At 63.2% G+C, this 23,659-nt stretch carries 19 protein-coding genes and 1 pseudogene; 7 read left to right on the forward strand and 13 right to left on the reverse strand.

What is annotated here, in order from left to right:
- Positions 1–7: 7 nt before the first annotated feature.
- Positions 8–1,672 carry a choline dehydrogenase gene (betA, locus tag C41B8_RS12990; RefSeq protein WP_037338933.1) on the forward strand — a complete coding sequence of 555 codons (1,665 nt, stop codon included), beginning with the start codon at positions 8–10 and terminating at the stop codon, positions 1,670–1,672.
- 677 nt (positions 1,673–2,349) lie between these two features.
- Here betA and C41B8_RS12995 read toward each other — a convergent pair.
- On the reverse strand, positions 2,350–4,122 hold the full coding sequence (locus C41B8_RS12995) for an SLC13 family permease (protein WP_037338936.1): 1,773 nt from the start codon (positions 4,120–4,122) through the stop codon (positions 2,350–2,352).
- Between the two features lie 199 nt (positions 4,123–4,321).
- Here C41B8_RS12995 and C41B8_RS13000 point away from each other — a divergent pair, with 199 nt between their 5' ends.
- On the forward strand, positions 4,322–6,013 hold the full coding sequence (locus C41B8_RS13000) for an NAD-dependent malic enzyme (protein ID WP_037338939.1): 1,692 nt from the start codon (positions 4,322–4,324) through the stop codon (positions 6,011–6,013).
- Between the two features lie 385 nt (positions 6,014–6,398).
- On the opposite strand, the gene C41B8_RS13005 is transcribed toward C41B8_RS13000, so the two are convergent.
- The 8 genes and pseudogenes from C41B8_RS13005 to C41B8_RS13035 form a co-directional block, all read right to left on the reverse strand.
- The gene (locus C41B8_RS13005) at positions 6,399–6,821 is read right to left on the reverse strand and encodes a DUF4442 domain-containing protein (protein ID WP_415752837.1); all 423 of its coding nucleotides are present in this window, start codon (positions 6,819–6,821) and stop codon (positions 6,399–6,401) included.
- Between the two features lie 86 nt (positions 6,822–6,907).
- Positions 6,908–7,117: a DUF4442 domain-containing protein gene (locus tag C41B8_RS13010; RefSeq protein ID WP_037338942.1), complete on the reverse strand. Its 210-nt coding sequence runs from the start codon at positions 7,115–7,117 to the stop codon at positions 6,908–6,910.
- Between the two features lie 71 nt (positions 7,118–7,188).
- Complete coding sequence (gene tmpT, locus C41B8_RS13015; protein ID WP_037338945.1) at positions 7,189–7,845, reverse strand: thiopurine S-methyltransferase; 657 nt, start codon at positions 7,843–7,845, stop codon at positions 7,189–7,191.
- Complete coding sequence (locus C41B8_RS13020; protein WP_037338947.1) at positions 7,842–8,546, reverse strand: glutathione S-transferase; 705 nt, start codon at positions 8,544–8,546, stop codon at positions 7,842–7,844. Before C41B8_RS13020 ends, tmpT begins: the two co-directional genes overlap by 4 nt.
- Positions 8,547–8,671: 125 nt before the next feature.
- Complete coding sequence (dinB, locus tag C41B8_RS13025) at positions 8,672–9,757, reverse strand: DNA polymerase IV (protein ID WP_198025186.1); 1,086 nt, start codon at positions 9,755–9,757, stop codon at positions 8,672–8,674.
- Positions 9,758–9,804: 47 nt separating this feature from the next.
- Positions 9,805–10,626 carry a GGDEF domain-containing protein gene (locus C41B8_RS13030; RefSeq protein ID WP_037338949.1) on the reverse strand — a complete coding sequence of 274 codons (822 nt, stop codon included), beginning with the start codon at positions 10,624–10,626 and terminating at the stop codon, positions 9,805–9,807.
- Positions 10,627–10,672: 46 nt separating this feature from the next.
- Positions 10,673–10,909, reverse strand: a pseudogene (locus C41B8_RS21165) (hypothetical protein); the annotation flags it as partial.
- 240 nt (positions 10,910–11,149) lie between these two features.
- Entirely contained in the window at positions 11,150–12,781 is a 1,632-nt protein-coding gene (locus C41B8_RS13035) for a L,D-transpeptidase family protein (protein WP_051883492.1), read from the reverse strand.
- A 123-nt stretch (positions 12,782–12,904) separates the two neighbouring features.
- On the opposite strand from C41B8_RS13035, the gene C41B8_RS13040 reads away from it, so the two are divergent.
- Together C41B8_RS13040 and C41B8_RS13045 are read left to right on the forward strand one after the other, a co-directional pair.
- Entirely contained in the window at positions 12,905–13,657 is a 753-nt protein-coding gene (locus C41B8_RS13040) for a murein L,D-transpeptidase catalytic domain family protein (RefSeq protein ID WP_084188949.1), read from the forward strand.
- Between the two features lie 286 nt (positions 13,658–13,943).
- Positions 13,944–15,134: a sensor histidine kinase gene (locus C41B8_RS13045; RefSeq protein ID WP_051883493.1), complete on the forward strand. Its 1,191-nt coding sequence runs from the start codon at positions 13,944–13,946 to the stop codon at positions 15,132–15,134.
- Positions 15,135–15,551: 417 nt separating this feature from the next.
- Here C41B8_RS13045 and ahpF read toward each other — a convergent pair whose 3' ends face one another.
- The 3 genes from ahpF to C41B8_RS13060 form a co-directional block, all read right to left on the reverse strand.
- Positions 15,552–17,144 carry an alkyl hydroperoxide reductase subunit F gene (gene ahpF / locus C41B8_RS13050; protein ID WP_037338951.1) on the reverse strand — a complete coding sequence of 531 codons (1,593 nt, stop codon included), beginning with the start codon at positions 17,142–17,144 and terminating at the stop codon, positions 15,552–15,554.
- A 102-nt stretch (positions 17,145–17,246) separates the two neighbouring features.
- Positions 17,247–17,810, reverse strand: coding sequence for an alkyl hydroperoxide reductase subunit C (gene ahpC / locus C41B8_RS13055; protein ID WP_037338953.1), 564 nt, complete (start codon positions 17,808–17,810; stop codon positions 17,247–17,249).
- A 204-nt stretch (positions 17,811–18,014) separates the two neighbouring features.
- Complete coding sequence (locus tag C41B8_RS13060) at positions 18,015–19,418, reverse strand: sugar porter family MFS transporter (protein ID WP_037338955.1); 1,404 nt, start codon at positions 19,416–19,418, stop codon at positions 18,015–18,017.
- A gap of 361 nt (positions 19,419–19,779) precedes the next feature.
- Between C41B8_RS13060 and C41B8_RS13065 the strand changes: the two genes are divergently transcribed.
- Positions 19,780–20,637 (forward strand): 23S rRNA (adenine(2030)-N(6))-methyltransferase RlmJ, encoded by an 858-nt coding sequence (locus C41B8_RS13065; RefSeq protein ID WP_037338957.1) that lies wholly within the window; start codon positions 19,780–19,782, stop codon positions 20,635–20,637.
- A gap of 195 nt (positions 20,638–20,832) precedes the next feature.
- The gene (purU, locus tag C41B8_RS13070) at positions 20,833–21,690 is read left to right on the forward strand and encodes a formyltetrahydrofolate deformylase (RefSeq protein ID WP_037338959.1); all 858 of its coding nucleotides are present in this window, start codon (positions 20,833–20,835) and stop codon (positions 21,688–21,690) included.
- Between the two features lie 120 nt (positions 21,691–21,810).
- On the opposite strand, the gene C41B8_RS13075 is transcribed toward purU, so the two are convergent.
- Positions 21,811–22,245: a GFA family protein gene (locus tag C41B8_RS13075; protein WP_037338962.1), complete on the reverse strand. Its 435-nt coding sequence runs from the start codon at positions 22,243–22,245 to the stop codon at positions 21,811–21,813.
- Between the two features lie 546 nt (positions 22,246–22,791).
- Between C41B8_RS13075 and C41B8_RS13080 the strand changes: the two genes are divergently transcribed.
- Positions 22,792–23,448, forward strand: a complete 657-nt coding sequence (locus tag C41B8_RS13080) for a class I SAM-dependent methyltransferase (protein WP_037338964.1) — start codon at positions 22,792–22,794, stop codon at positions 23,446–23,448.
- Positions 23,449–23,659 lie beyond the last annotated feature (211 nt).

Consider the following 23,659-nt stretch of genomic DNA (forward strand, 5'->3'; position numbering starts at 1 on the left):
GAAGCGTATGAGCAATCCGAAGAAGAAGTACGATTACGTCATCGTTGGCGCCGGCTCGGCCGGCGCGGTCATGGCCCATCGGCTCACCGAGGACAAGGATGTCTCGGTGCTGCTGGTCGAGGCCGGTCCGATGGACTACTCCATTTTCATCCATATGCCGTCGGCGTTCGCTTATCCGATGAACGGCGATACCTACAGCTGGAATTACCACACCGAAGCCGATCCTTATATGGACAACCGCGTGATGCACTGCCCGCGCGGGCGGGTGCTGGGCGGTTCGTCGTCGATCAACGGCATGGCCTATGTCCGCGGCAACGCCATGGACTTCGAGAATTGGGCCCAGGACTTCGGCCTCGACGACTGGCGTTACAAGAACGTGCTCGGCTATTTCCGCAAGGCCGAGGACTTCGACCAGGGCGAGAACGAGTACCACGGCGGGGGCGGCCCGCTGCATGTAACCACGGGGCCGGGCCGTAATCCGCTATATCACGCCTTCATCGAGTCGGGCATGCAGGCGGGCTACCCCTATACGCCGGACATGAACGGCTTCCAGCAGGAAGGCGTGGGCCCGATGTTCATGACCACCAAGGATGGCGTGCGCTGGTCCACGGCCAACGCCTATCTGCGCGGCGGCGCCATGCGGCGTTCGAACCTGACCGTGATGACGCGCACCTACACGCGCAAGATCCTGATGGACGGCAAGAAAGCCGTCGGCATCGAGGTCGATCATCTGGGGACGCGTTCCAAGGTCGAGGCCGAGCGCGAGGTGCTGCTGTGTGCCGGTGCGATCAATTCGCCGCAGCTGTTGATGCTGTCGGGCATCGGCCCGCGCGACCAGTTGCGCGAACACGGCATTACCCCGGTGCACGAAAACCCGAACGTCGGCCAGAACCTGCAGGACCACCTGGAAGTCTACGTCCAGTACGAATGCAAGGAACCGATTACGCTGTACTCGGCCCAGAACAAAGCGGCCATGGGCAAGATCGGCGCCGAGTGGATGCTTACCCGCAAGGGGCTCGGGGCGACCAACCACTTCGAGTCCGGTGGTTTCATCCGCAGTGAGCCGGGCGTGGAATACCCGAACATCCAGTACCATTTCCTGCCGATGGCCGTGTCCTACGACGGCAGCGCCAAGGCCACCTGTCACGGTTTTCAGGCGCACGTGGGCCCGATGCGGCCGGAATCGCGCGGCGAAGTACGCCTGGCCTCGTCGTTCTACAAAGCCGCGCCCAAGATCGTGTTCAACTACATGGCGACCGAGCGCGACCGGCGCGAAATGCGCGATTCGGTTCGACTGACGCGCGAGATCATCGCGCAGTCGCCGTTCGACCGCTATCGCGGCAAGGAGCTCGGCCCGGGGCCGGACGCCCAATCCGACGACGAGATCGACGCCTGGGTGCGGCAGATGGGCGAGTCCGCCTATCATCCGTCGGGCACCTGCGCGATGGGCACGCACGACGAGGCGGTCGTCGACGGCGAGGGCCGGGTGCATGGCATCGACTCGCTGCGCGTGGTGGATGCCTCGATTATGCCGCGCATCACCACCGGTAATCTCAATGCGCCGACCATCATGATGGCGGAAAAGATCGCCGATGCCGTGCGCGGTCGGACGCCGGTCGTCGAGGACCGACCCTGGTACACGGCGGCCGACTGGCAGAACAGCCAGCGCTGATGTAGCCCCGGGCCCGGGCATTGACGCCCCGGGCCCGGGCAGCCCGGCTCGTTCGAGTCCGGAACTACCCGCGGATTTCGCAAATTATTAGGGCCTGTGAACGGAATAACCGAGAGCACGGCCGAATGCGGCATATGCGCGGGTGTCCGTTTTCTTTGGTTCTTCGTGTGTTTGCGGGACCGAGACAAGCGGGATGATGCGCCGGCTAAAGGGCTAGATGGGCCGCAGCTCCGCTCACACGCTATGGATCACCACCGTTGCTTCGAAGGCGGCGCCACTGTTAACGGAATACGCCAAGCCCCGATGCGCCGCGTCTGTAGCCCAGTCCCGTTGTGCGGCGCCGGCACGACGGCTCGACGTGAACCCGCGAAGCCGGCGCCGCGCCGGGCTCTATTCTCTTGGTTACATCTGCCGAGCAAGCAAGAAAAGTGACTCGCGCTGCAGCGCGAAGCCAAAGGTCGGCAAAGACGCTTGGGGTGGGGCTTTCCGAGCGCGTGCTCGACATTATCGACCCCGTGCCTTGCTTATCCGTAACTATCCCGCTTAACCCGCCGGGCTTGCAGAAGCCACGACCCCGGCAATCTGCGAAGAACCGTTTCCAATCGGCGCAATCTGCGGATAAACGTCTCTAAGAGCCTATTGGAATAGGCTCTAAGCAAGGTTTTTAAAACGCAGGCTTAGACCCCGGGCGGCCAGATCAACGGCACCAGCGTGACCGTGAGTGCGCCGATCAGCAGCGTTAACGGCCCGCCGAGCCGCAGGAAGTCGGTAAAACGATAGCCGCCCGGGCCGTACACCATCAGGTTGGTCTGATAGCCAATCGGCGTGAGAAAACTCGCAGACGCGCCGATGATGACCGTGATCGCGTAGGGCCAGATGCTCGCGCCGGCATCGTGCGCCAGCGACGCCGCGATCGGGAATACGATGACGGCCGCCGCGTTGTTGGTGATCACTGCGCTGATCATGACGGTGGTCACGAATAGCGCGATCAATGCGGCGTGCAGACCCGGACCGGCCAGTGTGGTCAGGCCCTCGGCCAGCCCGGCGGCGAGGCCGGTGTTCTGTACCGCCTCGCCGATACCGATCGCCGCACCGATCGCGACCAGTAACGGCCAGTCGATGGCCCGCCGGGCGGCTTCCGGCGTACTGCAGCGCGACAACAGAATCGCGCCGGCGCCAAGCAGTGAGGCTTGCAGAATATCGATCACACCCAAGGCGACGCTGAGCACGAGTGCTGCGAGTATCGCCAGCGCGATGGTGGCTTTCTGGTGCTGTGGCGGTTGCGAGTCTTCGATCTGGCTCACCAGAAAGAAGTCGCGTGAGTGACGTTGCTGCGCCACGAATGCCGGGCGTGCTTCCAGCAACAGCGTATCGCCGGGACGCAGCACGATATCGCCGATCTTGGCCCGCACGCGTTCGCCGTCGCGCGCCACAGCCAGGACCACGGCGTTGTAGCGGGTACGAAACCCGCCGTCGCGAATGCTGCGGCCGGCGAGGGGACAGCTCGGCGATACGACCGCTTCGATCAACACGCGGGCCCGCCGCGGGCTGTCGAGCTTGAAGATTTGTTCTGTGGCCGGCCGCAGGCCGCGAATCCGCTGCAGATCGACCACCGAATCGACGATGCCGACGAATACCAGCCGATCATCGGCAGCTAGTGGCTGGCGTGGTGAAACGGCGGGCAGCAACGCGCCGTCGCGCTCGATCTCGGCCAGGAACATGCCGGGCAAATGACGCAGCCCGGCCTGCTCGATGGTCTGGCCCGGCAGCGGCCCGTCGGCGGCGACGATCATCTCCACGCTGTATTCGCGCGGGTTGTCGAGCTGAGCGGCGGGTGTCCGTCGGTCGGGGATCAGCCAGCGGCCGGCGCCGATGATCAGGGCCAGGCCGGCGAGGGCGATCGGCAGGCCGATCCACGCCAGCTCGAACATGCCCAGTCCGTGGCCGGTACGGCGGACCAGCAACGAATCGATCACGAGGTTGGTGCTGGTGCCGATCAGCGTGCAGGTGCCGCCGAGAATGGCGGCGAAACTCAGCGGCATGAGCAGCTGCGATACCGGCAGGCGATACTTGCGTGCCCAATCCCCGATCACGGGAATCAGCGCGGCCACCACCGGCGTATTGTTGAGAAACGCGCTCATGACGGTGGTCGGCAGCATGACGCGGGCCTGCGCCTGGCGAATCGAGCGCGGCCGGCCCAGAACGCGGCCGATCAGCAGCTCGGTGGCCCCGGTATCGCGCAGCCCGGCAACTACGATATACAGGGCAGCGATGGTCACGACCCCGGGGTTGGCGAAGCCCGATAGCGCCTGGGCCGGCGTCACCACGTCGCAAACGAGCAGCACGACCAGTCCCGCCATGAGGACCAGATCGGCACCGAGCGCGGTCACGGCGAGGGTGATCAGAACCGTCGTCAATACAGCCAGCGTGATCAGGGCATGAACGGGCATGAACGAAGCTCTTGGCGGGCCGCGCGCCGCATTGTACGAGCTGTCGATATTCGCCGCTGGTCGCTGTCGGCGATATGAACCGGGACGTGACGCCGCCCGGAAGCGTGACCGCGTGCGATCTCGGTAATCTGTCGGGTGGCCATGGCGGGCAGAGAGGTTATGCTAGGCACCCCATTCATTGCTGCCCGCACGCCACGTCATGACCGATCGCGAAAAACGTCCGCTTTATATCCCGTATGCGGGCCCGACGCTGCTCGAGATGCCGCTTCTCAACAAGGGCAGTGCTTTTTCCGCCGACGAGCGGGTGGATTTCAACCTGATCGGTCTGCTGCCACAGAACGTCGAATCCATCGAGGAACAGGTCGAGCGCGCGTACAAGCAGTACAAGGCCTGCGATACCGCGCTCGACAAGCACATCTATCTGCGCGGCATTCAGGACGACAACGAAACCATGTTCTTCCGGCTGCTTGAAGAGCATCTGGAAGAGATGATGCCGATCATCTATACGCCGACCGTCGGCGAGGCCTGCGAGCAGTTCTCCGAGATTTATCGCAACCACCGCGGGTTGTTCATCTCGTACCCCGACCGGCATCGCATGGACGACATGCTGCGCTCCGCCACCAAGGACAACGTCCGCGTGATCGTGGTCACCGACGGCGAGCGCATCCTGGGCCTGGGCGACCAGGGCATCGGCGGCATGGGCATCCCGATCGGCAAACTGTCGCTATACACGGCCTGCGGTGGCGTGTCGCCGGCCTATACGCTGCCGGTCGTGCTGGATGTGGGTACCAACAACCAGCAGCTGCTCGACGATCCGATGTACATGGGGTGGCGCCACGAGCGGATCTCGGACGAGGCCTACGCCGAGTTCGTGGATCTGTTCGTCCAGGCCGTCAAGCGGCGCTGGCCGAAAGTGCTGCTGCAGTTCGAGGATTTCGCCCAGACCAACGCGAACCCGCTACTCAAGCGCTATCGCGATCAGATCTGCTGCTTCAACGACGATATCCAGGGCACCGCGTCCATCTGTGTCGGCTCGCTGCTCGCGGCGTGCAAGGCCAAGAAAGAGAAGGTCTCGGACCAGCGCATTGTGTTCGTCGGCGCCGGCTCCGCCGGTTGTGGCATTGCCGAGCAGATCATCGTGGCCATGACCGACGAAGGCCTGTCGGACGAAGAAGCACGCCAGCGTATCTTCATGATCGACAAAGCCGGTTTGCTGACCGACGACATGGATAATCTCTACGACTTCCAGCAGAAGTTGGCGCAGAAGAAAAGCGACCTGTCGGACTGGTCGGGTGATCTCGGCGACGAGGCCTTGATGACCACGGTGGAGAATGCCGAGCCGACGGTGCTGATCGGCGTATCCGGCCAGCGCGGGCTGTTCTCCGAAAAAGTCATCAAGCAGATGCACAGCCAGTGCAAGCATCCGTTCGTGATGCCGTTGTCGAACCCGACGTCGCGCGTGGAAGCCACGCCGGAAGAAATCCTCACCTGGACCGACGGCGATGCGCTGGTGGCCACCGGCAGCCCGTTCGACGACGTCGAGATCAACGGCCGCAAGATCCCGATCGCCCAGTGCAACAACGCCTATATTTTCCCCGGTGTCGGCCTGGGCGTGATCGCCGCGAATGCCTCGAAGGTCACCGACGAGATGCTCATGGCAGCTTCGCGCGCGCTGGCCGAAAATTCCCCGCTGGCGCATTCGGATACCGGCGCGCTGCTGCCCGCGTTGTCGGACGTGCGCGACTTATCCAAGGCGATCGCGTTTGCCGTGGCCAAGCAGGCACAGAAAGACGGCGTGGCGTTGTCGTCCTCGGACGAAGCGATCGAGGCCTCGGTCGAGCGCAATTTCTGGTTCCCGCGCTATCGGCGTTATCGGCGGGCGGCGTTCTAGGGCGTATTGAGGTTTCGTGCGAGCGCCGCGTTGGCGTCCGCAAATCGTGTCCGGCAAGGCGCGAGTCGCCGCGTCGTGGCGTGCCACGACCCAGACTCGTAACGCCGCCGGGCGGGATTTGCGGCCCAACCCGAAGGGCCAAGCGCTGTTTTGCGGCAATCCAGCGTTATAGCTCTCTCGCGTAGAACAACTACGCCACGTTCGCTACGCCTCGTCTTGCCGCAAAACAGCGCTTGGCGCGGACTCGCACGAAACCTCAACACGCCCTAGCGAACGGTTTTACCCGGAGATTTCCGCTGATATAGCGAGTCGCTCGGTCTTCGGGCGTCTCGTGACCCGGAAAAAAACGTGCCGGGCGGGGGCGGGTTGCCGCGCGGTGGTTCGCTCAGCGGTCGCGTCGCTTGCGCCGGATATAGAGCTGTTTGCGTACGCGGGCGATCACCGTGCCGTCGGCCGTGGTGATGTCGTTCTCGTACCAGCGCAGGAACTTGTCGCCGCCTTCGGTGGCGGCGACGGCTTCGGCGCGCAGGGCGTCGTCGAACACGAACTCGGCATGTACCGTTTCGCGCCCGGGGGCGACGAACTCGATCTCGCCGGCCTTGTCCCACACGATGTAGTCGTGCCCCAGGCGTTCCATCGCCAGCAGCATCCAGAACGGATCGCACATCTTGAACAGGTTGCCACCGAACGGGCGTGTTGAAGTGTCGTGCGAGCGCCGCGTTGGCGTCCGCAAATCGTGTCCGGCAAGGCGCGAGTCGCCGCGCCGTGGCGTGCCACGACCCAGACTCGCAACGCCGCCGGGCGGGATTTGCGGCCCAACCCGAAGGGACAAGCGCTGTTTTGCGGCAATCCAGCGTTGTTGCTCTCTCGCGTAGGCCCACTACGCCGCGTTCGCTACGCCTCGTCTTGCCGCAAAACAGCGCTTGGCGCGGACTCGCACGACACTTCAACACGCCCGGTCCCAACGTAATTGCGGTTCCACCGGCGCAGCCGCAGCGTCACGCGGGCCACACTCCAGTCGTCGGCGAGATGGGCGACGTGGATGCCGCTGGCCGCAAAGGGCGGCCAGACGTTCATGAAATGCTTGAGCAGGCGCGGTTGCATGCCGAGGCGTGAACGGGCGTTAACGCGATCTCAGCACGAATCGCGTTATTCGACAAGGCGTGTTTTCAGATTTAGCGCCGCACGATGCGATAAATGCCGTCGCGTGCGTCGGTCAGCCCGCGCTCGCGCAGGTGATCGCTATCCGGCAGGCCGCGTCGTTCTGCCAGCAGATCGACATGGGCGTAGCGGCCATAGAGTTCGCCGACATCCTCATCATCGACGTTGAAGGGCGGGCCGTCCATGATCGCCGGGTCGTAACCGAAGGTGATCAGCAGGCCGGTGGCACCGCGGCGCAGCCCCGACATGAGGTGATCGACGTACGCGCGTCGCATGTCTTCGGGCAGGGCGATGAGCGCGGCGCGATCGTAGAAACCCTCGAAGCGGGCGAGATCGGCAGCCGGCAGATCGAAGAAATCGCCCACGCGGATCTCGACCTGATCGCCCACGAAGCAGTCGAAGGCGCCCACGCGTTGGCGCCGGTAGGTCAGCTCGGCCTCCTCGAAGAACTCGCGCGCGGCGATCGCGCTCAGCTCGACCCCGGTGACGCGATGCCCCTGCTCGGCGAGCCAGAGCATATCGCGAGATTTGCCGCAGAGCGGTACGAGGATGCGGCTGTTCGGCACCAGCGACAGCTGCGACCAGTGCTCGCGCAGGAGAGGATGCCCCTCGGGTTGATGAAACCCGATCTGTTTCTTATCCCAACGTTCGAGCCAGAAATCCTGCTTCATTGATCGGGCCTGTCGAGCTCGGGGTAGCGGCGGAATACGCCGTCCTCGTTAAAACCGATGCAACGCTCGCTGTCGAGATACCGGGCAATACGCCGGCGCCGGGCAACCCGCCGTGTGAGTTCGTCGAGCGCTGGTGTTTCGTTTTCGGCGAGTGCATTCGGGAACGCGTAGCGCAGGCCGCGCATAACCTGGAACAGCGAGAGATCGAGTGTGGTGCAGCGGCGACCGATAGCCCATTCGTCGCTGTCCGGATTGTCGGTGAGCACGCGTTCGAAATAGGCGAGGAACTTCGGCAGCCGATCATCGATGAACACGGCGCTGCGGCGGGCCGCTGCTTCCTTCTGTTCTTCGTAATACAGACTGGCGCCGAGCGGATGATGGGTGTCGTGGATTTCCGCCACGAAATCCGTAAGCGTGAGCTGCATTTGATGCATACGCCGGAAATCGCGCTCGTCTTGCGGCGCGAGATCGAGCGGCCGGCTGATCCACGCCAGGATATGCGCCACATGCGAGACGGATTCGTGTTCGTCGGCGAGGATCGGCGGGGCGAAGTGGTCGCCGTTGTGGATCATCTGCGCGACAGCGTTGGCGCCCCGGTCGCGACCGACATCGACATAGTCGACGCCAGCGTCCTCCAGTGCCAGACGTACGAATTCGCCGCGGCCGGCAATGCTCGGCCAGTAATAGAGCCAATAACCCATCGATGCTACCGGTGCGAGTTATTTTCATATCGCAGCAAAGCGCTCGGCTGTCGTCAATCCGGGATCGAGCGGGGCGTCAGCAACTTTAGGCGACTAAGCGCCTATTGGAATAGGCGCTAAGTTCGTCAGAACAGGGCTGTTTGTCGCGTCGCTTCATGATCCGCGACGAACCCGGACAGGCCCACGCCGACCAGCCGATAGCGTTCGTTCGGATCGCGGCCGACGCGATCTCGCAGGGCGCAGGCGATTTCTGCGAGCTCCGCGGCGCTGCGTGGCGGGGCGACCGGGGTATAACTGCGGGTGAGGATCTGGAAGTCGGAGGTCTTGAGTTTGAGCACGATCGTGCAGGCGACGCGTTCGGCCTTGCGCTGGTAGTTCGACCAGGTCTTGTCCGCCATGCGCTGGATGTGCGGCGCCAGTTCCGACAACGGCAGATCCTCCCGCAGCGTGTCTTCGGCCGAAATCTGCACCGCCTCGCGATGCGACTTCACCGGGCGATCATCGATGCCCTCGGCGAGCTCGGACAGACGCTGGCCCCAGCGGCCGAAGCGCTCTACGAGCACGGCGGCGCCGACCGCGCGCAGATCGCCGGCGGTGGTCACATTCATCTCCGCCAGCTTGGATCGCATCACCTGGCCGACGCCGGGGATCTTGCCGACTTCCAGATCCACGAGAAAGCGATCGACGTGGTGTGGTTTGATCACGAACTGGCCATCGGGTTTGCGCCAGTCGGAGGCGATCTTGGCCAGAAATTTATTCGGCGCAATCCCGGCCGAGGCGGTGAGCCCGGTTTCTTCGCGAATCGCCGATCGAATCGCGCGCGCTGTTTCGGTGGCGGACGGCGAGGGGATCAACGGTTCGGTGACATCGAGATAGGCTTCGTCCAGCGACAACGGCTCGACGTGCGGCGTGTAACGAAAGAAGATTTCGCGAATCTGCGCCGACACCGCCCGATAACGCGCGAAATCCGGGGGCACGAAGATCGCCTCGGGGCAGAGCTTGGCCGCGCGTAATGCCGGCATGGCCGAATGAATCCCGAACGGCCGGGCCTCGTAACTTGCCGCGGTGACCACCGCCCGCGCGCTGCGCTGGGCCACCACCACTGGCTTGCCGCGCAGTGCAGGGTCGTCGCGCTGTTCCACCGACGCATAGAACGCGTCCATGTCGACGTGGACGATCTTTCGCAGATGATTCGGAGCGCTGGCACTCATGCGCGCATATATGACGTCAGAATCGGCCGTGTGCAACCGTCCGCCGGTCAGACGTGCTTCGGATCGGCGTCGGGCGGTACGGCCGACACCACCTGATCGCGGTTGTTGAGTTTGCCGCAATAAAGCCGCGCATCGGCCCGGGCGAGTAACGTATCGAGGCTTTCGCCACGGTGACGCACGGCGACGCCCAGCGTCGCGGTAATCTCGATCGGTCGGCTCTTGTCGCGCCCGTGGGACGACGCGATCGCATAACGAATACGCTCGGCAACCCGCCGCGTCTGGTCCAGATCGCGATCAGGCAGCAGTACGACGAATTCCTCGCCGCCCAGCCGGCCCGCGGTGTCCCCGGACTCGATATGGGTATCGATACAGCGCGCGACGCGGCGCAATACGCGATCGCCGGCATGATGCCCGTGTGTATCGTTGACGCGCTTGAAATGGTCGAGGTCGAGAAGAATCAGCCCGAGGGCGGCGGGCACGTCGGCCGCGGCTTCTTCGTAGTAGTCAAAGCGCACGTTCAATCCGGTGCGATTGAACGTGCCGGTTAGCGAATCGCGAAGCGCGGAGGCGCGCAGCTGGCGCTCGGTATTGGCCCTTACGACTTCATAGACGTGCGCCAGGCCGGCCACCGAAATGAAGCAAACCGCGAGGTTCAGCGAGGCGGCTTCCCAGGCGACGTGCGAGTCGCCCAGCTTGATGACCGAGCTCCCCACCGCCAGGGCGAAGAAAACCACGGTCACGGCGAAGCCGAGCCATTGCCCCAGCAGGATGTAGGACACAACCGGGATCGCCAGCATCCAGACATAGAGCGATTCGCTCAGCGGCACCGCCATATAGCCGAACAGGCCCTGGGCCGAGCGGTACCACAAACCCCAGCGCGTAATAGCCGGGATCGGACCGCCCGCGAGTCGCCCACAACAGGATTAAGGCATAGCCGGCCAGAACGAATTCGACGGCCGCCAAAGCGATATGCTGGTAGAACAGATTCCAGACGGTGAACAACAGCGACCCGACCGCCGTGATCCAGAGCAGCAAAGTGAGTACGGCGGCTCGATGCGAGGCATCACGTGGCACACCGCCGGTATCGCCAAGACACGGCTCGCTCGGCGCACGGCATGGCGCGCGGTGTCGCTTGGATTTGTCCTGCACCATCAGCGTCGGTCGGCCCGGGCTGCCTCCCCCCTTTTTTGATTATGAGGTCCGTGTTCGGGGTTTTTCCCGCAGACCGCTTTATTCCCACTATAGGGCAGCGTCTGTCGGGTGCGCCAGCGGTTCTTGTAGGGTCTGGTGCGCTATGGGCGTCTCAGTGTTTTTGTAGAAACCGGCCTCGATCGATTCGCCTCGATGCATGAAGAGGCCCGCCGCCGCAGCGGACGTTTTCTTACGCCCGGATCAGTGCAGATTGCGCACCAGATCCAGCGGCTGGTCGAGCGCGGCCAGCAGCGCTTGATCGCGGGCGTAGATATCCGGTTTGAACGCCAGCCGCCCGTCTGCGCCGACATTGACCGTCCAGTAGTGCACGATCACCGGCACCGGATGGACGAGATTCACGCGGGTCGTTTTGCCGGAGGCCACGACACGGTCGATGTCGGCGGCGTTCCAGTGCTGGGCATCGTCGAGCAAAAGCCGAGCGAATTCGAGCGCGTGTTGGACCCGCATGCAGCCGTGGCTGAACGCGCGGCGCGGTTGGTCGAATAGCGACTGGCTCGGCGTGTCGTGCAAATAAACCGTATACGGATTCGGGAATCGAAAGACCACCCGACCAAGTGCATTGTCCGGCCCGGCGCTCTGCCGGAGCACGATCAGCGGTGGCTGCGACCAATCGATCGCCGCGGGGTTGAGTACGTGCCCCGAGGGCGAGAGCACGCGCAGGTGTTCGCGTGCCAGATAACCGGGACTGCGACGGATGCGCGGCAGCATTTCGCGATACGTGATCGACGCGGGAACAGTCCACGTCGGGTTGAAGGTCAGATGCGTGATGTCCGAGCGCAATGACGGCGTGCGCCGATACGGCAAACCGACCACGATGCGTGTGCGCCAGACTTGCCCATCCGGTCGGTAATACGTGAGTCGATAACCGGCAATATCCACCAGCACGAATGATCGCGGCAGGTTATGCATGAGCAGTCGCGCTCGTTCGAGATTGACGCGAATCTGGTCGATACGAGCGGCCACGCCGACGTTCAATGCCGCACGGGTCTGGGCCCCGACCACGGCATCGGCGTTCAGGTAATGCGCGCGCTGGAAGCGACGCACGGCGGCGGCGAGTGCGTCGTTGTATACATCGGGCGCGGCCGACGGGGTCGGAATATCGTCGACCGCGGCCAGTCGCTGGCGCAGCAGAGGCACGGCCGGGTTGATATCGCCCGGACGTAACGTGCCGGCCGCGGCGGGTAGCGTCGGCCAGCCGCCACGATTCTGGATGTCCCGATAGCGGGCGAGCGCGGCGCGCAACCGCTGGTAGGTCGGGTGGGTCGGGCGCGCCATGGCAAAAGCGTGCTCGAAGTCGAGCGTATCTACCGACCGCGACAGCGCGGCCATATCGGGATGATATCGCTCGACCGGCAAGCCCCATACGGGGGCCAGTAGCGCCGGGTCGACCTTGCCCCGGTTCAGGTCGTCGAGCACGCTTAGATAAAGCCGCGTGGCGACCAGATCGAAGGCGGCGCGGGTCGCTGAATTGCCATCGGGCGCGTAGGCGCGGCGATAGGCGGCCTCGATACGGCCCGCGCCGTAATCGCTCGGCTCGAGGCCGTCGTCGACCAGCGTGTAGAGCGCGGCCACGAACGCGGGCACGGCGTCGGGTCGATTCCACACCGGTCGAAAATCGCGTGTCTGGTAGAAACGCCGGACCTGGTCCAGGCTTGCATCGGCCGGCGCGTTCGACCATTGCGTCTGCGCGAGCATCGTCTGCAACTGTTGTGCGACCGCCGGGTCAGGGCCGGTGTCGCCCCAGGCCGGACCGAGTGTCGCGCAAAGCAACAGACCGATGCCGAGTGTTGCCAGATAGCGTCGTGCGCGCACGCGGTTTTCTCCAAGCGGTTGTCTCAGATCGTTATTTGGTGATAATGGCGGCTTGTGCCGCGGTGGACCTTGATTGGAATCAATACGCCGGGCCGTCATCATGGCTACACGGGCCCGCGAACGATGCTGATCCAACCGCTGTCGTGCCTTGTTTCGTCCATTATTGCCCGCGCCGGTCGGCGACCGGCGGTCCCCAAAACCCTCGGGTATGCGTTGGTAAGCTGGGGCGCGCTGGCGGGTGCCGCGCATGCCGCCAGTTTGTCCGATACGCTCGAACGCCTGGCGCCGAGCGCCGATCCGAAGGTGCTCGCTCTGGCGGCCTCGGCCATGAGTTGCGCCGAGCGGCACGGCCAACCGGTCGCGGATCGACTGGCCGTAATCGATTATTCGCTGCCCTCGACCGAGCGCCGCTTGTGGGTGTTCGATCTGTCCCGCCCGCGATTGTTGTTCAAGGAATGGGTGGCGCATGGCCGCGCCAGCGGCGCGAACGAGGCCGTACGCTTCTCCAACGTGCCGGACAGCCACGAGTCCAGCCTTGGCCTGTTCCGTACGCTCAACAGCTATGAAGGCCACGACGGTTATGCGCTCCGGCTCAAGGGGCTGGAGCCGGGCATCAACAGCAATGCCTACAGTCGTGCGATCGTCATTCACGGCGCCAGCTATGCCACCCCGGCGTTCATTCACCGTGTCGGTCGGCTGGGCCGAAGCCTGGGCTGTCCGGCCGTGCGGCCGGCGATCGTCAAACCGCTGATCAATAGCCTCAAGGATGGCCAGTACGTGTTTGCGTACTACCCCAAGTCCAAATGGATCAAGCACTCGCGATATCTGCATTGCGGTGCGCCGTCGTCGAGCCGCTTGATTGCCAGTACGCCGTAAAGCGATAGCCACGACGGGTATCGTATCGGTCGGGGCGTGCGCGCTGACGGGCCGTATGACCGGTTTTGGGGCGCCGTGCGTCGCGTTGCTGTCGGCGCGGCCCGTGTTCGGGCGCCCGGCCGCCATGTGTATGGGTTCAACGAAACATGCGCTGGCGGGGCCGGTGCGGTCCCGCGTTGCAGCGTGCGTGCACGGATGTGCGGCCGAATCGGTCGTCATGCGCTATGATTTATAGGCTGGCCCGGCCCGAACCTGTCCTTCACGAATCCCGGCCTGTTTTTGTGACATGACAAACAAAGCCATTGAATACCGTCTGCGTCAGCAATCGCTGATTTCGGAATTCGGTCTGTATGCGTTGGATAACCGAGATCTGGCCGCTCTGGCGCACGAGGCAGCCCGACTGGCCGCCGAAGGCGTCAACTCCAGGCTGGCCAAGGTCCTGCGCTATCAGCCCGAGGATAATCGTCTGCTGGTGTACGCCGGTGTCGGCTGGCGCGAAGGCGTGGTCGGCCAAACCACGATCGACGGCGAGCTGGGTTCGCCGGCCGGTTATGCGTTACACACCGGGCAGGCGGTGATCGCCAACCATCTTCAGGATGAAGATCGTTTTCGTATGCCCGAGTTGCTCGCCGAGCACGGCGTCGACAAGGCCATCAACGTTATTATTCAGGGCAAGGGCAAGCCGTTTGGCGTACTCGAGGCCGATACGTCGGCCCGCAACCGGGTGTTCGACGCCGACGACGCCGCATTTCTGCAGTCGCTGGCCAACGTCGTGGCATCGGCTTACGAGCGGACGCAGACCGAAGCGGCGCTCGAGGAGGCGGTTCGCGAGAAGGATGGCCTGCTGCGCGAGAAAGAAGCGCTGCTCGACGAGCTCAATCACAGAGTGAAGAACAATCTGCAGGTCGTGAGCAACCTACTGTCCATCGAGACGGCACGGCTTGACGACCCGGTGGCACAACAACGTTTTCGCGCGGTGCGCAATCGCGTGACCACGCTTGGCCGTTTGCACCAGCATCTGTATCAGTCCGGTCGTGCCCGGGTTGTCGAGTTCGGGCAATATCTCGAAGAGCTCTGCGAGAACCTCAACCTGTTCTATGCGAGCGACGAGAGTAACGTAACCATCGTGCCGGACATCGCCCCGGCGCACGCCGATCTCGATCGTGCGATCCCGTTGGCACTGATTGTCAACGAGCTGATCGCCAACAGCAGCAAACATGCCTTTCAGCAAGGCGAGCAGGGGACGGTGCGCGTTCGGCTGCGGCGCGATGCCGGCTATCTCACGATCACGGTTGCGGACAACGGGCAGGGCATGAAATCGACGCCGGAGCAGGGCGACGGTCACGAACTGATCGCTTTGCTCGGCGAGCGTATCGATGCCGAGGTACAGACCCAGACCGATAACGGCATGACCGTCACGATCAAAGTGCCCGAGCAGGCGCTGCGGACGCCCGAGCAGGATGTGAATGTTGCCTGAGGCAACCGCGGACTAAAGAATGAATGGCGCATTCCCGGGGCGGCTGCGCCCGGGGCTTACCGGCGGGCCGGGGCCGACGCAAGGCGAATGCACGGCTTAGTCAGGCCGGGATACTGAACACGCGCGGCTACAAGTCTTGCGCCGCCCGCCATCGCCGATTCTGGCTTCGCGCGGCAGCGCGAGTCGCTTCTGTTGCTTACTATCGCCGGTAACCCCCGGACGCGCCCCCGGCGCGGGAGGTCTCGTCGTGCTCGCGAACGGGGCCCGCCACAGCCCACGCGGATCGACAGGGCGTGAACGAGCGCCGTGTCCTGCCCAGCCCTCTGGCGTATGCCGGTGCCGCAAATTCGTGGGCCAAAAAAAGCGGCCCGCCAATAGCGGGCCGCTCGGCTCGGGGCTTATCAGCCCGGGAGGCGGTTAGGCTGGCTCAGTGGCCGCGGTCTCGTTGGCTTCGGTCGCCGGTGCCGACGTGCGGATCAGATGATCGAACGCGCCGAGCGAGGCGGTCGCGCCTTCGCCCATGGCGATCACGATCTGCTTGTACGGCACGGTGGTCACGTCGCCGGCGGCAAACACGCCGGGCAGCGACGTCTGGCCGCGTTCGTCGGTGATGATCTCGCCACGCGGGGTGAGGTCGACCACGCCCTTGAGCCAGTCGGTATTCGGGATCAGGCCGATCTGGACGAACACGCCTTCCAGGGCGATGTCGTGCATCTCGTCGCTCGTGCGATCGAGATATTTCAGCCCGGTGACCTTCTTGCCGTCGCCAACCACTTCGGTGGTCTGCGCGCTGGTGATGATGGTGACGTTGCCCAGGCTACGCAGCTTGCTCTGCAGTACGGCGTCCGCGCGCAGCTGGCCGTCGAATTCGATCAGCGTGACATGCGAGACGATGCCGGCCAGATCGATCGCGGCCTCGACGCCGGAGTTGCCGCCGCCGATCACCGCCACGTGCTTGCCTTTGTACAGCGGCCCGTCGCAGTGCGGGCAATACGCCACGCCGCGATTGCGGTATTCGGCCTCGCCGGGCACGTTCATCTGGCGCCAGCGTGCACCGGTCGACAGAATCACCGAACGCGACTGCAGCGTGGCGCCCGATGCCAGCTTGACCTCGAACAGCTCGCCCGGGACCAGCTCGGCCGCAGTCTGCGGCTTCATGATGTCCACTTCGTAGGACAACACATGCTGCTCCAGCTGGGTGGCCAGCTTCGGACCTTCGGTTTCGGGCACCGAGATGAAGTTCTCGATCCCAGCCGTGTCCAGCACTTGGCCGCCGAAACGATCCGCCACCACGCCGGTACGAATGCCCTTGCGCGCGGCATAGATCGCGGCCGAAGCGCCGGCCGGGCCGCCGCCGACCACCAGCACGTCGAACGGATCCTTGGCGTTGATCTCGGCGGCATCGCGCTCCGCGGCGCTGTCGTCGATACGGTTAACGATCTCTTCCAGGCTGATGCGGCCGGAGTGGAACGCTTCGCCGTTCAAGAAGATCGTGGGCACCGCCATCACATCGCGGGACTCGACTTCATCCTGGAAATGCGCGCCGTCGATCATGGTGGCGTGCACGTTCGGGTTGAGCACGGCCATCACGTTGATCGCCTGCACGACGTCCGGGCAGATCTGGCACGACAACGAAATATAGGTTTCGAAATGGAACTCGCCATCGAGGTTCTCGATCTGCGAGATCACCGATTCGCTGGCCTTGACCGGGTGGCCGCCGGCCTGCAGCAGCGCCAGCACCAGCGAGGTGAATTCGTGCCCGCTCGGGATACCGGCAAAGCGCAGATGCATGTCGCCACCGGCGCGGCTGACGTTGAACGAGGGTTTGCGCTCGTTGTCGTCGCGCGACTCGTGCAGCGAGATCTTCGGCGACAGGGCGGCCAGTTCTTCGAGCATCGACAGCATATCGGTCGACCCCTTGCCGTCGTCGACCGAGGCCACGATCTCGATGTCGTGCGTGATCTTGTCGAAATGCGCGGTCAGCTGTTGCTTGATGTTGTCATCCAACATGGAAGAAACGCTCCGTTGATGCGAAAACGGCCGGCCCGCGGGCCGGCCGTCTGGGGAAGGGCGTGGGCCGGTTGAAGCGTCAACCGGCCCGACAAGCGTCGGTTAGATCTTGCCGACCAGATCCAGCGACGGGTTCAGCGTTTCCTCGCCTTCCTTCCACTTGGCCGGGCACACTTCGTCCGGATGCGCGGCCACGTACTGTGCGGCGCGAACCTTGCGCAGCATCTCGTTGGCGTCGCGACCGATACCTTCGTCGTTGACCTCGAACAGCTTGATCTGGCCTTCCGGGTTGATCAGGAAGGTGCCGCGCAGGGCCACGCCCTGATCCTCGACCATCACTTCGAAGTTACGCGCCAGCGTGCCGGTCGGGTCGCCGATCAGCGGGTACTGCACCTTGCTGATGGCTTCCGAGGTGTCGTGCCAGGCCTTGTGAGCGAAGTGCGTGTCACAGGAGATGCCGTAGACCTCGACGCCGCGCGAGGAGAACTCGTCGTAGAGATCGGCCAGGTCCTCGAGCTCGGTGGGGCAGACGAACGTGAAGTCGGCCGGGTAAAAGCACAGCACCGACCACTGACCCTTCAACGTCTCGTCGGAAACCTCGACGAATTCACCGTTGTGATAAGCGGTGGCCTTGAACGGTTTCACGAACGTATTGATCAGCGACATATCTGCTCCTGTTAAGACTTAAGGACTAAAACGGAAGTCGTATTCTGCCGGCAATCGCTCGTAAGTTTAAATCTATTATTGAAATAAAATAGATAGCTAAAACCTATAATAATGCACGCAACTTAATCTGCGTGACTTATCACCCGAGGTTCGACGACACACCTCAACCTACGCGCGCACGACCGCTGGCCGCCCGGGCGATGATCAGGCGCCGAGCGCTCGCAGGCGGTTGCCGGCGAACAGGTTGTTTTCGATGTGTTCCAGCGAAACGCCCTTGGTTTCCGGTATCAGGGCCAGCGTGAATCCGATGAACAGGAAATTGAGCGCGGCGTACAGCCAGAACGTATTCGCATTGCCGAGCATGTTCAGCAGGCTGAGGAAGCTCACGCCGATCACGAAGTTGGACAGCCAGTTCGTGACGGTCGAGCAGGCCACGCCGAAGTCCCGGCCTTTGAGCGGCTGAATCTCGGAACACAGAATCCACACCATCGGGGCCGCCGACATGGCATAGCTGATCACGAAGATGGCCAGCAACCCGAGCGCGGCGTATTGCAGCGTCGTGTCGTGCTGCAGACCGATGGCATAGAGCACGCCGAGCAGGACCATACAGGCGCCCATGACGGTGAAGCCGATATATAGCAGCGGCTTGCGTCCGACACGATCGACGAAAGTAATGGCGATCAATGTGGCCAGCGTCATAACGAGGCCGATGAGGACGGTGCCCCACATTTGTTCGCTGGAACTGCTATAGCCGGCCATCTTAAGGATATGCGGGGCGTAATACAGAATCACGTTGGCCCCGGTGAACTGCTGCATGAACTGCAACAACATGCCCAGACCGACCGAGCGGCGAAAATTCTTGTCCTCGCGGAACAGCTGCCAGCCCACCGCACTGCGCTGGGTGCTCTGGTCGATGCGGGCCATTTCCGCGTCGACGGTCGCCTGATCCTGGCGCAGGCGCATGAGTACATCACGCGCTTTGTCGCGTCGTTGATTATTGGCAAGCCAGCGTGGGCTGCGCGGCAGGATGTACATGCCCAGCACCATGATGCCCGCGGGAATGGCGATCACCCCGAGCATCCAGCGCCAGCCGCCGGGATAGTTGAAGCCCGCGTCCACGAGGTAAGCCACGAAAATGCCGCCCATGATCATCAACTGGTAAAACGAGATGAGCGTGCCGCGAATGCGTTCCGGGGCGATCTCCGACAGATAGACCGGCGCGATGTAAGACGAGATGCCGACCGCCACGCCGAGTACGACGCGTGTCGCGATCAGCATGGCCGGGGAGACCGACAGCGCGCAGCCGATGGCCCCAAGAATAAAGACCGTCCCGCTGACGGTCAGCGTCATCTTGCGGCCGAATTTCCGAGATAACCAACCACTGGCGGCGGCACCCAGGGCAGCGCCGAGCATCATCGAGCTGACGATGAACTCCTGTGTCACGTCGCCGATATGGAACGTCTTCTTGATCCACGGAAGCGCCCCGGGAATGATGCCGATGTCCATACCGAACAAAAGCCCGGCCAGCGCGGCGATCGTAACGATGATGTAAATGAGGGTGCGTTGCTGCGCCGAATCGAGCGGCGACGCGTCGGCGTCGGAAGCCATGGCGAATGTCCTTGCGCAAAACCGCAGTAGTAAGCGTGACTTCAATAAATGTTGAACCTTTGAAATGTATGGTCGACATGCCACTTTGGTTGTATTGCGCAGCTTTTTAGTGGCCGTCGTTCGATCGAACGATTCGTGCCAAGGCGCTGCAAGCCGTGTTTGGGGCGGCTGGTGTACCGCGCCACCCCGGATCTGCGGCCCCGCGAGCGAGCCACGCGCGTCGATGCCATCTCGTCCAGCCCGTATGACGCGTGGCGGATCGACGAATGCCGCGGTCGGTAAGCATGGCGCGCCTCGCTACGGACTCGCACGAAACGGCAACAGGCTCTAAGCTGATGCGCTCCAATCGAAGCCTGTTGCCATGCTCTCCTACCAGCACGCCTATCACGCCGGTAACTTCGCCGATGTGCACAAGCACGTGGCGCTGTATACGCTGCTGCAGTCCCTGCACCGCAAGGATTCGGCGATCACGCTTGTCGATACGCATGCCGGTCGTGGCGTGTACGAGCTCGCCGACAAGGCGTCGCAGAAGAACGGCGAATATCGCAATGGCGTCGTCCCGCTGTGGGAACAACGCGATGCCATCGCGGCCGACTCGCCACTCGGCGAATGGATCGGCCGCTTGGCGACGTTGCAGGGCGGGGCGACGCTACGGCGCTACCCCGGGTCGCCGTGGTGGTTTGCCGATCTGCAGCGCAAGCAGGATCAGCTGTCGCTGTTCGAGCTGCACCCGGCCGAACACCAAGCCCTCGAGGCCGATGCGTTGTCAGCGCCTGGCAAGCGCCAGCAACGTCTGCACGCAGACGGACTGGAAGGGCTGCGCAAGATGTTGCCGGTGGATACGCCGCGTCTGTGCGTGCTCATCGACCCGAGCTACGAAGTGAAAACCGAGTACAAAGAGGTCGGCAAGGCGCTGCGCCATATCGTGCGCAAGGCCCGCCATGCGGTTGTCGTGATCTGGTATCCGCTGCTGGCCGCCCGGCGCCACGAACGGCTGCTCGATAGCCTGCGTCAATCCGGCATTCCCAAGCTGTGGAACAGTGAACTCCGGCTTGGACAAGACGCCGACGAGCACGGGATGTACGGCAGTGGTCTCGTGGTCCTGAACCCGCCGTGGCAGCTGGATCAACGGCTGAACGAGACGTTCAAGACGGTGGCAAAACGGCTCGGCGGAGGCGCGAGCCATCGCAGCGGTTGGCTGACCGGCGAGGCGCCCTGAGTCCGGCGATTTATGCCGTGCAACCGATCGGTGCGGGACCGGGCTGGGCGGAAGCGCTATCGCCGTCGATCCGGATTGGGGCCTCTGATGGGGCGCCTGTCATGCGGCATAGTGGGTTAAATTGGCCCGCAGAATCGCGCGAGGGCTGACCCGACGCGATTCTTCCATCGTTTTTCGTCCCGAGCATCATTTGTCATGGACCGTAGCCGTTTCTATACCTTGCGTTTCTCCTGCCCGGACACCGTCGGCATCGTGGCGCGCGTGGCCAGCTTCATCGCCGAGCATGGCGGCTGGATTCTGCGTTCGAGCCAGCATTCCGATGAGGAGTCCGGCCGCTTCTTCATGCGGGTAGAAGTTCGGGCCGACTCGCTGCCGTTCTCGTTCGAGGCATTACAAGAACGCTTCGCGCCGCTGGCCCAAGACATGGCAATGGACTGGCAAATCAGCGACAGCGCCGTCCGAAAACGCGTCGTGATCCTGGTTTCCCGGCAGATGCATTGCCTCTACGACTTGCTGGAGCGCTGGCAGTCGGGCGAGTTGCCGATCGATATCCCGTGCATCATCTCCAACCACGACGACGCCCGCGGCCTTACCGAATGGCACGGCATTCCGTTCCACCACGTGCCGATCGACAAGTCCGACAAGGCGGCGGCGTTCGACGAGATCGAGCGGCTGTTCGTCCAGGCCGAGGGCGAAGTGATGGTACTCGCGCGCTTCATGCAGATCCTGCCGCCATCGCTGTGCGAGCGGCTGCGCGGGCGCGTGCTGAATATCCACCACAGCTTCCTGCCCAGTTTCGTCGGTGCCGCGCCGTATCTGCAGGCCTATCGCCGCGGGGTGAAACAGGTGGGCGCCACCTGTCATTACGTGACCGCCAAGCTGGACGACGGGCCGATCATCGACCAGGACGTCGTCCGCGTCAGTCATACCGACTCCGTGCGCGACCTGATCCGCTACGGCAAGGACATCGAAAAAGCCGTGCTCGCGCGCGGCCTGCGCCATCACCTGGAAGATCGGGTGATGATCAGCGGTAACCGCACGATTGTGCTTTAGATCGCACGCCGGGCGTTCCGGCCTTTGCGGCGCGAGGGCAGGAACGTTGCCGTGCTGCGATCCGTATCTAAAATTCGGCCGGTGAACCCGCGTTTCCGGTATCGCAGCACGAGCGTCGCGCTATTCCTCCAGCGTTTCGCCCGAGCCGCCCATCTCGGCCGGGAAGTCCTTCAACTTCGGCAACCCGTCGTGGATGTGCAAAACGGCTTCCTGATAGTTCACATGCAACGCGGGCCGGAACGGGAAGTCCGGTATCACGGCGGCGAACACATCGGTGAGGCCGAACGTGGGATGCTCGGTCAGCACATGACCACCGCAGCTCTTGCACCACTTGCGATAGCTCTGCGGTGTCTTGTGATACGTGCCCAGATTATCGGCACCGCGAGTGATATGTACCGCTTCCGGTTTCCATAGGGTAAACGCGTTTACTGGCCCAGCCGACCACTGTCGACAGGACTCGCAGTGGCAATACCCCATGGCGGCCGGCTCGCCCGTAACGGCTAATTGCACCGCGCCGCAGAAACAACGGCCTTCGTATGTCGGTTGGTTGCTCATGACACACCTCTCGGATTAATCACGACGCCCGGATTCATCGCGATCGCATAGGCCAGCAATCCGCGATCTACTCAGCATACGCCGAACGAGGCCAAACGGCGGTCGCCAGGACGACAGGCTTTAAGCGGGTCGAGCGCGCGACGCCGAACCGATGCGGCCGACGCCGACAATGCGAAGCGGTTCAGCTCGGCCCGGGTGTGACAAACGCGAGCCGCTGCACGCCTGGATGCGGCCTCGAATCGGGATCTTGGGGTGTTGCCAGTTAACGCGACCAGCTCGCAGGCTCTCCGAACATCGCGATTTAAAAATCTATAGCGGATGGGTTCCTCGGTCGCACGAACGTCGTGGTTGGCGGGGCGGGAAAGATCAGGCGGCAGTGTATGTGTTGTGCCCGCCAGCAGGTCGACGCGCCCAAAGCCTGAATTATTAGCCGATGCCAAAAAGGTTATATTTAACAGGCGCGTATGCCCTGTAGCGCCTTTACGGCGTTCAGTGCCCATGGCCGTCCCTCATACGCGGACAATCACGCCGCTCCCGGAGATTCGCATGCCCACAGCCGACGACGATCTGAACCAACAGAATATCGACCGTTTCAACGCCATTGCCGCGGAATGGGATAGCCAGCCCCGGCACGTCGAGACGGCCTCAGCGGTGGCCGAAGCCATGCGTGTGGCGCTCGCGCCGACCGGCGAAGAAAGCCTGCTCGAGTTCGGTTGCGGCGCGGGCCTGATCACCGCGGCGCTAGCGCCCCACGTGGCTCGGATTCTGGCCCTGGACAGCGCGCCGGGCATGATCGACGCGCTACGCGAAAAATTACGACGACACGGCATCGACAACGTCGACGCGAAAGTAGGGGATCTGCCCGACAATCCGCCAGAAGGCCGATTCGACGCCATCGTGTCCAGCATGACCATGCATCACATCGCCGACACGGATGCCTTGCTACGCGTGCTTTTCCATCGCCTGAAATCCGGCGGCCGGATTGCACTGGCCGACCTCGATCGCGAGGATGGCTCGTTTCACGGCGACAAACCGGGCATTGCCCATCACGGGTTCGATCGCACGGTGCTGGCGGATAAGCTGAAAGCTGCGGGCTTCGCCGACGTCGAATTCACGACCGCGCACCACATGGAACGCACCTTGGACGACGGCACCACGCGCCGTTTCCCGATTTTTCTGGCGGTGGCCACTCGGCCGGGCTGAAGAGGGCATAAGCCCGGGCGAAGTCTGACTGGTTATGCTAGCAAGCCCCGTAACGTGTGTTCGATCCTTGAGCGATACGGCGCAGACTTCCGGCGCCTTGCGGTTAAAACCGTGGTCTGTCACTGAGGGTTCGACGAATATGGCAATTCAAGACCCGAACATCCCTCTAGGATTTTCAAGTTTTCAGCTCATAATCGCGCTCTTGGGTGAG

This window comes from Salinisphaera hydrothermalis C41B8, from assembly GCF_000732535.1.
GTDB lineage: Bacteria > Pseudomonadota > Gammaproteobacteria > Nevskiales > Salinisphaeraceae > Salinisphaera > Salinisphaera hydrothermalis.

What these genes read in the sequence shown, in the direction of transcription:
- betA (WP_037338933.1), top strand. Translation starts at nt 8, where the DNA reads ATGAGCAATCCGAAGAAGAAGTACGATTACGTCATCGTTGGCGCCGGC.
- C41B8_RS12995 (WP_037338936.1), bottom strand. Translation starts at nt 4,122, where the DNA reads ATGCCCGTTCATGCCCTGATCACGCTGGCTGTATTGACGACGGTTCTG.
- C41B8_RS13000 (WP_037338939.1), top strand. Translation starts at nt 4,322, where the DNA reads ATGACCGATCGCGAAAAACGTCCGCTTTATATCCCGTATGCGGGCCCG.
- C41B8_RS13010 (WP_037338942.1), bottom strand. Translation starts at nt 7,117, where the DNA reads ATGCAACCGCGCCTGCTCAAGCATTTCATGAACGTCTGGCCGCCCTTT.
- tmpT (WP_037338945.1), bottom strand. Translation starts at nt 7,845, where the DNA reads ATGAAGCAGGATTTCTGGCTCGAACGTTGGGATAAGAAACAGATCGGG.
- C41B8_RS13020 (WP_037338947.1), bottom strand. Translation starts at nt 8,546, where the DNA reads ATGGGTTATTGGCTCTATTACTGGCCGAGCATTGCCGGCCGCGGCGAA.
- dinB (WP_198025186.1), bottom strand. Translation starts at nt 9,757, where the DNA reads ATGAGTGCCAGCGCTCCGAATCATCTGCGAAAGATCGTCCACGTCGAC.
- C41B8_RS13040 (WP_084188949.1), top strand. Translation starts at nt 12,905, where the DNA reads ATGCTGATCCAACCGCTGTCGTGCCTTGTTTCGTCCATTATTGCCCGC.
- C41B8_RS13045 (WP_051883493.1), top strand. Translation starts at nt 13,944, where the DNA reads ATGACAAACAAAGCCATTGAATACCGTCTGCGTCAGCAATCGCTGATT.
- ahpF (WP_037338951.1), bottom strand. Translation starts at nt 17,144, where the DNA reads ATGTTGGATGACAACATCAAGCAACAGCTGACCGCGCATTTCGACAAG.
- ahpC (WP_037338953.1), bottom strand. Translation starts at nt 17,810, where the DNA reads ATGTCGCTGATCAATACGTTCGTGAAACCGTTCAAGGCCACCGCTTAT.
- C41B8_RS13060 (WP_037338955.1), bottom strand. Translation starts at nt 19,418, where the DNA reads ATGGCTTCCGACGCCGACGCGTCGCCGCTCGATTCGGCGCAGCAACGC.
- C41B8_RS13065 (WP_037338957.1), top strand. Translation starts at nt 19,780, where the DNA reads ATGCTCTCCTACCAGCACGCCTATCACGCCGGTAACTTCGCCGATGTG.
- purU (WP_037338959.1), top strand. Translation starts at nt 20,833, where the DNA reads ATGGACCGTAGCCGTTTCTATACCTTGCGTTTCTCCTGCCCGGACACC.
- C41B8_RS13075 (WP_037338962.1), bottom strand. Translation starts at nt 22,245, where the DNA reads ATGAGCAACCAACCGACATACGAAGGCCGTTGTTTCTGCGGCGCGGTG.
- C41B8_RS13080 (WP_037338964.1), top strand. Translation starts at nt 22,792, where the DNA reads ATGCCCACAGCCGACGACGATCTGAACCAACAGAATATCGACCGTTTC.